Here is an 11,689-nt window from a genome sequence, read left to right as displayed (position 1 = left end):
TTAATATGTATGGCAGTTGCGGGAAACCGCAGCTGCTTTTTTGCTGCCTTGCCATAGAACGGGCTCTTAGCGACAAAGTCATACCCGCTTGTGATAGATTCTTTCCAGAAGATTTATCAGCGAATACAACCCCATTGCCATGATGCAGAGCAGAACGATGGACATCAGCAGCCAATCCATCTTAAAGACCTGGCTTGAGTAAATGATCAGATAGCCAAGCCCATCTCTTGCCGCCAGGAATTCTCCGATGATTACCCCTACCAGGCATAGACCGATGTTGACTTTCATATTACTAATAATGGTAGGAATGGTGCTGGGGAGAACGACCTTGGTCAGAGCGTGGAACCTGCTTCCTCCTAAGGTATAGATCAACTTGATCTTTCCTGGATCTACGATGGTAAAACTGGTGTAAAGACTCAGGATGCTGCCGAAGATCGCGACAGACATTCCGGCCACGATAATGGTAGTCTTGGTAGCCCCCAGCCAGACGATTAAAAGAGGCGCCAGTGCCGATTTGGGCAGGCTGTTCAGGACTACCAGATAAGGGTCCAGGATCTCGGAGAGCTTGCTGCTGAACCAGAGCGCAACTGCCACCAGGATACTGATGGCAATTACGAGCAGGAAACTGACGATGGTCTCATACAGCGTGACTCCGATGTGTAGAAAGATGCTTTTATCCAGCACCATGCCCCAGAAGCACAGTGCAATCTTAGAAGGACTGCTGAAGATAAAAGAATCTATGATTCCTACGTTCGCGGTGAATTCCCAGATAAAAAGAAAACTTAAAAGAATCAGAATTCTGGAAATGCGGACGATCCTTTTATGCTTCTTATGCTGGAGAAGGTATTTTTTCTGTCCTGCAGATAGGTCACTCATTGGTGTTCAGCTCCTTCCAGATGAGATTGAAATAGGTCTTGAATTCCGGCGCATTCCTGCGGTTCAGGGGCGTATCGGAATCCAGATCGAATATGAGGGGGATGGTCTGCTTGATGGTGGCCGGCCGGCCCGACAAGACGATGACTCTGTCAGCCAGAGAGATTGCCTCCGACAAGTCATGGGTCACCAAAAGGGCGGACTTCTTCTCCTGCCGGAGGATCTGGCCGATGTCATCGCCCACATTCAGCCGAGTCTGATAATCCAGGGCGGAGAAAGGCTCATCCAGAAGCAGAAGGTCAGGTTCCAGAACCAGCGTCCGAATGAGAGCGGCCCTTTGGCGCATGCCGCCGGACAGTTCGGACGGGCGGGCATTCTCAAACTGGCTCAAGCCATAGACATCCAGAAGTTCATGGGCGCGCTGCTTGGTCCTGGCCGTGAGCATGTGCTGCACTTCAAGCCCCAGTACTACGTTGTTGTAGATCGTGCGCCACTCAAAAAGCTCGTCATGCTGAAGCATATATCCCACATTCGTGGTGCTCTCTCTTAAGTACTTGCCGTTAATTTTTATCAGGCCTTTTTCCGGAGTGATCAACCCTGCGATCAGAGAAAGAAGTGTAGATTTGCCACAGCCGGAAGGTCCTACTATGGATACGAACTCCCCTTTGTTCAATGCAAAGGAGATGTCGATAAGAGCAGGCGTTTCTCCTTCCAGGTTATGGTAGGCGTAATGAATATGTTTTAATTCTAATACTTGTTCCATAGGAACCTCCTGTAATGACTATATACTATTTTATGTGAATATGGGGAATTAGTGACGGATTGCACTTGTCAGAATAGTAAGAAGAAGTTATAATTCATAAGTACAACACCAAGAACGATCAAGGGGATGGGTCAGGATGAATTATCAGAAGGAACTGGACAGGCTGATCGAACGCCTGAAAAAGGAAGAGAAAGCGCCAAGCTTATTGCTGCACAGCTGCTGCGCGCCTTGCAGCAGTTATGTACTGGAATATCTGAGCGACTATTTTAATATTACGGTTTTCTATTATAATCCCAATATATTTCCGGAGAGCGAATATACCAAGAGGATACTGGAGCAGCAGATGCTGATCGGCGAGATGAAGGTGAAGCATCCGGTATCATTTATTGCCGGGCACTATGATAAGGAACGGTTTTACGAGATGGCAAGGGGAATGGAACATCTGAAAGAAGGCGGCGAGCGCTGCCTGAAGTGCTACGAGTTAAGACTTCGGGAAGCGGCTAAGATTGCGAAAGAAGGCGGATTTGAATATTATACGACTACGCTGAGCATCAGCCCGCTTAAGAATGCGGACCGTTTAAACGAGATCGGGACCAGGCTTGCGAATGAATACGGCGTAAAATACCTGCAGTCAGACTTCAAAAAAAGGAACGGATATAAGCGGTCCATCGAACTGTCGAAGGAATTCGGGCTCTACAGGCAGGACTACTGCGGATGCGAGTTTTCCATAAGAAATGTAAAATAATGCAATAATTGTTTGATTTTATGCAGAAATATGATAAAATCGTAGACAGCGATTCAATACGAAAGGAAGAAAATCCATATGGCACAGTTGTGGGGAGGTCGTTTCACAAAAGAAACAGACCAGTTAGTATACAATTTTAATGCATCAATATCGTTTGACAAGAGGTTTTATGCACAGGATATCCGGGGCAGCATCGCGCATGTGATGATGCTTGCGAGACAAGGGATCCTTACGGATATCGAGAAGGAAAAGATCATCGAAGGGCTGGAAGGCATCCTGGATGACGTGGAGCAGGGCAAACTCGTCATATCAGACAAATACGAGGACATTCACAGCTTTGTGGAGGCTACCTTGATCGACCGGATTGGCGAGCCTGGCAAGAAGCTGCATACCGGAAGGAGCAGGAATGACCAGGTGGCTCTTGATATGAAACTTTATACAAGAGATGAAGTACATATGCTGGATAATCTGGTGGAAGAGATACTGCTCGCGATCCTGACCATTATGGAAGAGAATATTGATACCTACATGCCGGGATTTACCCATCTGCAGAAGGCTCAGCCGATTACGCTGGCTCATCATATGGGGGCATACTTCGAGATGTTCAAAAGAGACCATGAAAGGCTGACAGACCTGTACCGGAGGATGAATACGTGCCCGCTGGGCTCAGGCGCGCTGGCAGGGACCACCTATCCGCTGGACCGGGAATATACGGCAAGGCTTCTGGGATTTGAAGGGCCTACGCTAAACAGTATGGACGGGGTGTCCGACAGGGACTATCTTCTGGAACTGCTGTCATCCCTTTCCATCATGATGATGCATTTAAGCAGATTCTCGGAGGAAGTGATCATCTGGAATTCCAATGAATACCAGTTTGTAGAGATTGATGATGCTTACAGCACGGGAAGCAGCATCATGCCCCAGAAGAAGAACCCGGATATCGCGGAACTGGTCCGCGGCAAGACCGGCCGGGTATATGGTGCCTTGCATGCGCTTCTTACGACCATGAAAGGAATTCCGCTGGCATACAATAAGGATATGCAGGAAGATAAGGAATGGGCATTCGACGCGATAGACACCGCCAAGGGGTGCCTGACATTATTTGCGGGGATGTTAAGGAGCATGCAGTTTAACAAAGCGCGCATGAAGGACAGTGCAAGGCATGGGTTTACCAATGCGACGGATGCCGCTGATTACCTGGTGAATCACGGGGTGCCTTTCAGAGATGCCCACAGCATTGTAGGACAGCTGGTACTGACCTGCATTGACAAAAAGATCGCGCTGGATGAGCTTCCTTTGGAAGAATACCAGAAGATCTGCCCAGCCTTTGAAAAAGATATATACGACGCGATCAGCCTGGAGACCTGCGTGAACAAGAGAATCACGACCGGGGCGCCGGGAAGGATGGCAATGGAAGAGACACTGGCCATGTATAAAAAATACATGGAGGAATATTAAGATAAGGAGACATTGACGATGGAAAAGAAATTAAAAGTAGGTATCTTAGGAGCAACAGGCATGGTTGGACAGCGTTTCATCTCATTGCTGGAAAATCATCCATGGTTTGAAGTCGTTACGGTGGCCGCAAGCCCGAGATCAGCAGGAAAGACTTATGAAGAGGCCGTAGGCGGGCGCTGGAAGATGGATACTCCGATGCCGGAGAGCGTTAAAAGCCTGATTGTCCTGAATGTAAATGAAGTGGAAAAGGTGGCGGAAACGGTTGACTTTGTATTCAGCGCCGTTGATATGACCAAGGAAGAGATCAAGGCGATCGAGGAGGCCTATGCCAAGACAGAGACCCCTGTCGTATCTAACAACAGCGCTCATCGCTGGACGCCGGACGTTCCGATGGTGGTGCCGGAGATTAACGTGGAGCATTTTGATGTGATCGAGTCTCAGAAGAAGCGTCTGGGAACAGAGCGCGGCTTCATCGCAGTCAAGCCAAACTGTTCCATCCAGAGTTATACCCCTTGTCTTGCTGCATGGAAGGAATTTGGCCCCAAAGAGGTGGTTGCCACTACCTACCAGGCAATCTCAGGCGCAGGAAAGACCTTCAAGGACTGGCCGGAGATGGTAGAGAACATCATCCCATTTATTGGCGGGGAAGAAGAAAAAAGCGAGCAGGAGCCGCTTCGCGTACTTGGCAAAGTAGAAGATGGCCAGATCGTTAAGGCACAGCTTCCAAAGATTACCTGCCAGTGTATCCGGGTTCCTGTATTGAACGGACATACGGCTGCCGTGTTCATTAACTTTGAGAAGAAGCCGACGAAAGAGCAGCTGATTGAGAAATTGACGAGTTATAAGGGATTTCCGCAAGAGGCAGGTCTTCCTAGCGCACCTAAGCAGTTCGTGCGCTATATGGAGGAAGAGAACCGTCCGCAGGTTACGCTGGATGTAGACTATGAGAATGGCATGGGAGTGTCTATCGGACGTCTCAGGGAAGATACGATCTATGACTACAAGTTTATCGGACTTTCCCATAATACAGTCCGCGGCGCAGCAGGCGGCGCAGTACTCTGCGCAGAGGCCCTGACGGCAAAGGGATATATTAAGAGCAAATAGAGATAGAGAAAGAAGGAATCCGGGCCTTTCGCAGGCATCCGGGTTCCTTTTTCCCTTTTCAACAATGCCGGTTAGTGTTAAAATAAAACAAAGATTATGCGCAGACCAAATTTTTAAAGGATTTACCAAAGTTTAACTTATATCTAATAAAGGAGAGCCTGTTGTCTGGTATGATAGAGGCGTACGAATGAGATGATAGGTAAAGAGGGGTGTAAATTATGAAGGAAGATATCTTAAACTATACGCAGAACAGGGAACTGTCATGGCTTAAGTTCAACCAGAGGGTTCTGGAGGAAGCGCAGGATCCAACAGTGCCGCTTCTGGAGCGCATGAAATTTGTCGCGATATTCACCAGCAATCTGGATGAATTTTTTATGATCCGTGTCGGAAGCCTATTCGACATGGCGCAGACGGATGCGAATACAGTGGACAGCCGTTCCGGCATGACTCCAAGGGAGCAGCTCGATAAGATATTTGAAGCAGTAGCCCCTCTCTACAAGGAGCGGGACAAGACGTATGCAGACATTAAGAAGCAGCTGCATCCATATGGCGTGTGCGGACTGGATTTTAAAGAACTGGAGCAGTCCGAGAAGAAATACGTGAAAAAATACTTTAAGGAGCAGATTCTTCCCATTCTATCTCCGCAGATCGTGGATGCGAACCATCCGTTTCCCCATCTGCTTAATAAGGCGCTGTATGTGACCGCCAGCCTGAAATATAAGGATAAGACCAAGGAAAAGACGATGCTTGGCATCGTCCCGGTACCCGAATTTGTCTCCGATATCCTTTATCTTCCGGGACATGATATCCGCTATATCCGTATGGAAAAAGTGCTGATGGAATATGTGGATATCGTGTTCGGGCAGTATGAAGTGTCGGATGTCAATTACATCTGCGTGACCAGGAATGCGGATATCGCGCCGGACGATGAGGCGCTGGAAGTCAGCGACGACTTCCGCTATCTTATGAAGGAGACGCTGCACAAGCGCCGCAGGATGGCGGTGGTGCGTCTGGAAGTGGCAGAAAAGTTCAGCCCGGATATGGAAAAGTATTTCTGCGACAAGTTCAACATCAAGCCGAACCAGGTGTTCAGGACTAAGATGCCGATGAAGCTGGATTATGTGTTCGCGATCAGCGGGAATCTGCCGGAATCCATGAAGCGCTCCCTGATCTATCCCCCATTTTCACCACAAAATTCCCCCCATGTGCAGGAAGGCAGCGTCATGAAGCAGGTGAAAAAGAACGATATCCTGCTGTTTTACCCGTATGAGAGCATGAATCCCTTCCTGCGCCTGATCAAGGAGGCGTCCACAGATCCGAATGTGCTGACCATCAAGATTACCATATACCGGCTGGCCAAGAAGGCCAGGCTGGTGGAATATCTGTGTGCCGCGGCGGAGAATGGGAAAGAAGTTACGGTGCTGATCGAGCTTCGGGCAAGATTCGACGAGCAGAATAACATTGACTGGTCTGAGCGGATGGAAGAGGCAGGCTGCAGGGTCATCTATGGCTTTGAAGGATATAAGGTGCATTCGAAGATCTGTCTGATCACATACCGCAACCGGAATGAGATCCAGTATATTACCCAGATCGGTACCGGCAATTACAATGAGAAGACAGCGGCCCTTTATACAGACCTGTGCCTGATGACGGGCAGCAAGGCGATTGGAAAGGATGCGGCGGAATTCTTCAAGAATATGTCCATCGGCAATCTGAATGGACTCTATGACCACCTGATCGTGTCGCCCACAAGCCTGAAGCAGAAGGTGCTCTATCTTATGGACGAGGAGATTCGCAAGGGAACATCCGGCCGTATCGTGATGAAGATGAATTCGCTGACGGATGTGGATTTTATTGAGAAATTGGCAAGGGCATCCCAGGCGGGAGTAAAAGTAGACTTGATTGTAAGGGGAATCTGCTGTATACTTCCAGGAGTACCGGGATACACGGACAACTTAAGAGTCATGAGCGTGGTGGGACGCTACCTGGAACATCCGCGTATCTTCAGTTTCGGTACTGGCGTAGAGCAGAAGATCTATATCGGCTCTGCGGACATGATGACAAGAAATACAGAGAAGCGCGTCGAAGTGGCATGTCCGGTGCTTGATGAGAGTATCCGGCGTCAGATCAACCACTATATGAGGGTCATGCTTAGCGACAATGTGAAGGCAAGGGTGCTTCAAAGCGATGGCTCGTTTTGCAAGAAAAATGAAGAAAAGCCGCCGATCGATTCGCAGGCAGTGTTCATGGAAGAAGCGATCCACGCAAAGCGAAGCGCGCCTGTAAAAGAAAAGTCGATTGGAGCGTGGCTTCGGGCGTTCTTTAAGAGATAAAGGAGTTTGATAATATTTATGGGGAAATCACTTTATATTGCTGAGAAACCCAGTGTGGCACAGGAATTTGCCAAGGCACTGAAGATCAAGACAAGAAGGGCAGACGGATACCTGGAGTCAGAGGAAGCCATCATTACCTGGTGCGTAGGGCATCTGGTAACGATGAGCTATCCGGAAGAATATGATACAAATCTGAAAAGGTGGAGTTTGGAGACTCTGCCTTTTATACCGGAGGAATTCAAATATGAAGTGATTCCGGCAGTGTCCAAGCAGTTTCGGATCGTTGCCGGACTTTTAAACAGGGAAGACGTGGACACCATCTACGTGTGCACCGACTCAGGGCGGGAGGGAGAGTATATCTACCGTCTGGTGGAGCAGCAGGCAGGAGTCCACGGGAAAGCACGCAGGAGAGTCTGGATCGACTCTCAGACAGAGGATGAGATATTAAGGGGGATCCGGGAGGCGAAAGACCTGGAGGAATATGATAACCTTTCGGCGTCCGCGTATCTGAGGGCAAAGGAAGATTACCTGATGGGAATTAATTTTTCAAGGCTCCTTACTTTGAAATATGGGAACAGCATTTCCAATTATCTTCATACCAATTATTCCGTCGTCTCTGTGGGCCGGGTCATGACCTGCGTCCTTGGCATGGTGGTCCGAAGAGAGCGGGAGATCCGGGAATTCGTGGAGACGCCTTTCTACCGTGTGATCAGCACGATTGGCGAGACGGGGCAGAGTTTCGAGGGAGAATGGAGAGCCATAAAGGGATCGAAATGGTTTGAATCTTTTGACCTCTACAAAGAGAACGGCTTTAAAGAACGGGAGAAAGCAGAACAGCTGATCACGTATCTGAGCGATCCCAAGCCCATCCAGTGCCAGATCGTATCCATTGAGAAGAAGAAGGAAAAGAAGAACCCGCCGCTTTTATTTAACCTGGCGGAACTTCAGAATGAATGCTCCAAGCGTTTCAAGATCAGCCCGGACGAGACGCTTCGCATCGTGCAGGAATTGTACGAGAAGAAGCTGGTCACCTATCCAAGGACGGATGCCAGAGTCTTGTCAACGGCAGTGGCAAAGGAGATCCATAAGAATCTGAACGGGCTTATGAAGTATGGGCCAGCCGTACCGTTTCTTCAGGATATCGTGGCTCTGGGAAGCCACAAGGGCCTTGAAAAGACCAGATATGTCAACGATAAGCAGATTACTGACCATTACGCGATTATTCCAACGGGCCAGGGCATTAACACGCTGGGCTCGCTGAACCATCTGGCCAGCCAGGTCTATGATGTGATCGTAAAGCGTTTCCTTTGTATCTTCTACCCTCCGGCCGTCTATCAGAAGGTGGCCATTGTGACCAGGATTAAGGAAGAATCCTTTTTCTCTAATTTTAAAGTGCTGGCAGAAGAAGGATACCTGAAAGTGGCAGGACTTCCCCCAGTAAAGAAAAACGCGGCGGAGGCAGAAGAAGAAAACGCAGAGAGGGATACGGACGCGGCGTTTTTTGAGAAAATACAGTCCTTAAAAAAGGGCATGATTCTTAAGGTCCAGTCATTAGATATTAAGGAAGGGAAGACCTCTGCGCCAAAGCGTTACAACTCAGGATCGCTGATTCTGGCAATGGAGAATGCGGGGCAGCTGATCGAGGATGAGGAACTGCGCGCCCAGATCAAAGGAAGCGGCATCGGTACCAGCGCAACCAGAGGCGAGATCTTAAAGAAACTTTTCCATAACAAATATCTTGCCTTGAATAAGAAGACGCAGATTGTGACGCCTACCATGCTAGGAGAGATGATCTTCGACGTGGTGGCGAACTCCATCCGGTCGCTTCTGAACCCGGAACTGACAGCCAGCTGGGAGAAGGGGCTTACATACGTTGCAGAAGGAGAGATCACGCCAGATGAATATATGGAAAAACTCAGGCATTTTATCGTAAGCAGGACCCAGGGGGTCAAAGGCTTGTATAACCAGAGCCAGCTGCGGGCCTGCTACGACAGGACGGCGCAGTTTTACAAGAAGCCGGCGCAGGCAAAGAAGGCAGCAAAAAAAGAATCTAAATAGCAGAGAGGAGATTAAAGCAGCATGAAGGAATTAACAGTAGCCAACTTGTACACACTTGAGGAAACCATCGCAAAGGACTTGTTTGAAGGGGTAGAATATCCCTGGGAAGTGCTTCCAAAGATCAGCGGCTTTATCCTGGAACTGGGAGCCACCCTTCCTAAGGAGGAATACGACAAGGTGGGAGAAGATGTATGGATAGCCAAGTCAGCCAAAGTATTCGAGTCGGCTTATATCCATGGGCCAGCGATCATCGGCAAGGACGCGGAAGTCAGGCATTGCGCTTTTATCCGTGGAAATGCTATTGTCGGCGAAGGAGCCGTCGTGGGAAATTCTACCGAGCTTAAGAACGTAGTCCTGTTTAATAAGGTACAGGTTCCCCATTACAATTATGTAGGAGATTCCATTCTCGGCTATAAGGCCCATATGGGCGCAGGCTCCATCACATCCAATGTAAAGTCAGACAAGAAGCTGGTGGTTCTAAAGACTCCGAACGGAAATATTGAGACGGGAATCAAGAAATTCGGGGCCATGCTGGGGGACGAGGTGGAAGTAGGATGCGGCACCGTCCTGAATCCGGGAAGCGTAGTCGGAAAACACACCAATATCTATCCGCTTTCCAGCGTAAGAGGCTACGTTCCGGCCGGGAGCATATACAAGAAGCAGGGAGAAGTAGTGGAGAAGATATAAAAGAAGCGTCCTTTCGGACAGGAGGTATCAGATGAAGAAAATAGGATTTATCGGCGTAGGCATTATGGGCAAGTCCATGGTGAGAAATTTGATGAAGGCAGGCTTTGAACTGCATATCTATGCCCGCACTAAGTCAAAGGTGGAAGACGTAATCAGCGAGGGGGCGGCCTTTCATGAATCGATCAGCGAATGTGTTAAAGACTGCGAGGCAGTGATTACCATAGTCGGATTCCCGAAAGATGTGGAAGAAGTCTATTTTGAGAAAGGCAATATCTTAGACAGCGCAAGAAAAGGGGCCTACCTGATCGATATGACAACCACCAGCCCGATGCTGGCGCAGAAGATATATGAAGTTGGGACAGAAAAGGGATTCCATGTGCTGGATGCCCCGGTAACAGGCGGAGATACCGGAGCAAAGGCCGGAACTTTGTCCATATTGGCAGGCGGCCGGAGGGAAGATTACGAAGCCTGCCAGCCCTTGTTTGAGGCAATGGGCACGAATATCAACTACCAGGGGGAGGCAGGCTGCGGCCAGCATGCCAAACTTGCCAATCAGATCATGATTGCGGGAACCCTTTCCGGCGTGTGCGAGGCTCTTACCTATGCAAAAGCCAAGGGGCTGGATCTTCCAACCGTCCTTAGATCCGTCTCTACAGGGGCGGCGGGCAGCAAGCAGCTGGACATCTTCGGACCGAAGATACTGGCTGAGGATTATGCGCCCGGCTTCTTCATGAAGCATTTTATCAAAGATATGAAGCTGGCTCTTACAGAAGCAAATATGAGCGAGTTATGCCTGGATGTATTAAGCCAGGTGCTGGCCAACTATGAAGAACTGGAGGCAGAAGGCTACGGGGATCTGGGAACCCAGGCCCTGATGAAATACTATGAGGAATCCCAGGCCTAAGAGGCGCTGTTCTTGTAATGCCCGGGAAAGTATAGTAAGATAGAGACGTACACGATGAAAGGAGTGATAACATGTTAGAAGATAATTATGTAACATTTGAAATAGGCAAAGCAAAGCATATTGCACTGGTAGCCCATGATGGCAAGAAAAAGGAACTGGTAGACTGGTGCGACAAGAACAAGGATGTGCTGAAAAGCCACTTCCTGTGCGGAACCGGAACCACGGCCAGACTGATCGCGGAGAGGACAGGCCTCCCGGTCAAAGGATACAACAGTGGCCCGCTGGGCGGCGACCAGCAGATCGGCGCCAAGATCGTGGAAGGCCAGATTGACTTCATGATCTTCCTGTGGGATCCTCTTGAGGCCCAGCCTCATGACCCGGATGTCAAGGCTCTGCTTAGGATCGCAGTCGTATATGACATCCCGATTGCCAACAACCTGGCTACCGCGGACTTTATGCTGAATTCCAAGTTTATGAATGATACTTACAGCCGCAGGGTGGAGAATTTCAATAAGACGATCCAGGAGCGGGTGGAGAAGATGAAGTAAGATTTTGGGGATTGAATTGGGAGAGACGGTAGATGGACGGTCTTAGGAGGATGCACCCCGGCCTGCCTTCGACTCTCTTCGCCAGAACTTTGTAACTTCAAATACAGCCTAAATATAGAAACCGAGCCTATTCGATAGGAAATTTTGATAATTTCCCATCTCAGAGGCTCTTGGGGATTTTGCCTGATGCAAAATCCCCATTCTATATTTGGGCTG

The 11,689-nt window shown here is 49.0% G+C and carries 9 protein-coding genes and 1 pseudogene; 8 read left to right on the top strand and 2 right to left on the bottom strand.

Features of this window, described 5'->3' with window-relative positions:
* Window positions 1-78: 78 nt before the first annotated feature.
* Both K0036_RS10710 and K0036_RS10705 read right to left on the bottom strand, forming a co-directional pair.
* A complete protein-coding gene (locus tag K0036_RS10710; RefSeq protein ID WP_025643303.1) occupies window positions 79-876 on the bottom strand; it encodes an ABC transporter permease in 798 nt (265 codons plus the stop codon).
* A complete protein-coding gene (locus K0036_RS10705; protein ID WP_025643304.1) occupies window positions 869-1,636 on the bottom strand; it encodes an ABC transporter ATP-binding protein in 768 nt (255 codons plus the stop codon). Before K0036_RS10705 ends, K0036_RS10710 begins: the two co-directional genes overlap by 8 nt.
* A gap of 136 nt (window positions 1,637-1,772) precedes the next feature.
* Between K0036_RS10705 and K0036_RS10700 the strand changes: the two genes are divergently transcribed.
* The 8 genes and pseudogenes from K0036_RS10700 to K0036_RS10665 all read left to right on the top strand — a co-directional run bounded on the left by K0036_RS10700 (window position 1,773) and on the right by K0036_RS10665 (window position 11,473).
* The gene (locus tag K0036_RS10700) at window positions 1,773-2,381 is read left to right on the top strand and encodes an epoxyqueuosine reductase QueH (RefSeq protein WP_025643305.1); all 609 of its coding nucleotides are present in this window, start codon (window positions 1,773-1,775) and stop codon (window positions 2,379-2,381) included.
* A gap of 78 nt (window positions 2,382-2,459) precedes the next feature.
* A complete protein-coding gene (gene argH, locus K0036_RS10695) occupies window positions 2,460-3,839 on the top strand; it encodes an argininosuccinate lyase (RefSeq protein ID WP_173694519.1) in 1,380 nt (459 codons plus the stop codon).
* Between the two features lie 18 nt (window positions 3,840-3,857).
* A complete protein-coding gene (asd, locus tag K0036_RS10690) occupies window positions 3,858-4,943 on the top strand; it encodes an aspartate-semialdehyde dehydrogenase (protein WP_173694518.1) in 1,086 nt (361 codons plus the stop codon).
* A gap of 218 nt (window positions 4,944-5,161) precedes the next feature.
* On the top strand, window positions 5,162-7,276 hold the full coding sequence (gene ppk1 / locus K0036_RS10685; protein ID WP_173694517.1) for a polyphosphate kinase 1: 2,115 nt from the start codon (window positions 5,162-5,164) through the stop codon (window positions 7,274-7,276).
* 18 nt (window positions 7,277-7,294) lie between these two features.
* Window positions 7,295-9,334, top strand: a complete 2,040-nt coding sequence (locus K0036_RS10680) for a DNA topoisomerase (protein ID WP_220429697.1) — start codon at window positions 7,295-7,297, stop codon at window positions 9,332-9,334.
* 21 nt (window positions 9,335-9,355) lie between these two features.
* On the top strand, window positions 9,356-10,021 hold the full coding sequence (locus tag K0036_RS10675) for a UDP-N-acetylglucosamine pyrophosphorylase (RefSeq protein WP_173694515.1): 666 nt from the start codon (window positions 9,356-9,358) through the stop codon (window positions 10,019-10,021).
* A 16-nt stretch (window positions 10,022-10,037) separates the two neighbouring features.
* Window positions 10,038-10,925: pseudogene (locus K0036_RS19575) on the top strand (NAD(P)-dependent oxidoreductase); the annotation flags it as partial.
* Window positions 10,926-10,996: 71 nt separating this feature from the next.
* Window positions 10,997-11,473, top strand: a complete 477-nt coding sequence (locus K0036_RS10665; RefSeq protein WP_004606708.1) for a methylglyoxal synthase — start codon at window positions 10,997-10,999, stop codon at window positions 11,471-11,473.
* Window positions 11,474-11,689 lie beyond the last annotated feature (216 nt).

Source organism: [Clostridium] scindens (assembly GCF_019597925.1).
GTDB lineage: Bacteria > Bacillota > Clostridia > Lachnospirales > Lachnospiraceae > Clostridium_AP.
The sequence above is the reverse complement of the archived record's forward strand: the minus strand, read 5'-3'. Positions and strand labels throughout refer to the sequence as shown.

Bases quoted from the DNA above. Each gene is read 5' to 3' on its own strand.
- K0036_RS10710 (WP_025643303.1), bottom strand. From the start codon at position 876: ATGAGTGACCTATCTGCAGGACAGAAAAAATACCTTCTCCAGCATAAG.
- K0036_RS10705 (WP_025643304.1), bottom strand. From the start codon at position 1,636: ATGGAACAAGTATTAGAATTAAAACATATTCATTACGCCTACCATAAC.
- K0036_RS10700 (WP_025643305.1), top strand. From the start codon at position 1,773: ATGAATTATCAGAAGGAACTGGACAGGCTGATCGAACGCCTGAAAAAG.
- argH (WP_173694519.1), top strand. From the start codon at position 2,460: ATGGCACAGTTGTGGGGAGGTCGTTTCACAAAAGAAACAGACCAGTTA.
- asd (WP_173694518.1), top strand. From the start codon at position 3,858: ATGGAAAAGAAATTAAAAGTAGGTATCTTAGGAGCAACAGGCATGGTT.
- ppk1 (WP_173694517.1), top strand. From the start codon at position 5,162: ATGAAGGAAGATATCTTAAACTATACGCAGAACAGGGAACTGTCATGG.
- K0036_RS10680 (WP_220429697.1), top strand. From the start codon at position 7,295: ATGGGGAAATCACTTTATATTGCTGAGAAACCCAGTGTGGCACAGGAA.
- K0036_RS10675 (WP_173694515.1), top strand. From the start codon at position 9,356: ATGAAGGAATTAACAGTAGCCAACTTGTACACACTTGAGGAAACCATC.
- K0036_RS10665 (WP_004606708.1), top strand. From the start codon at position 10,997: ATGTTAGAAGATAATTATGTAACATTTGAAATAGGCAAAGCAAAGCAT.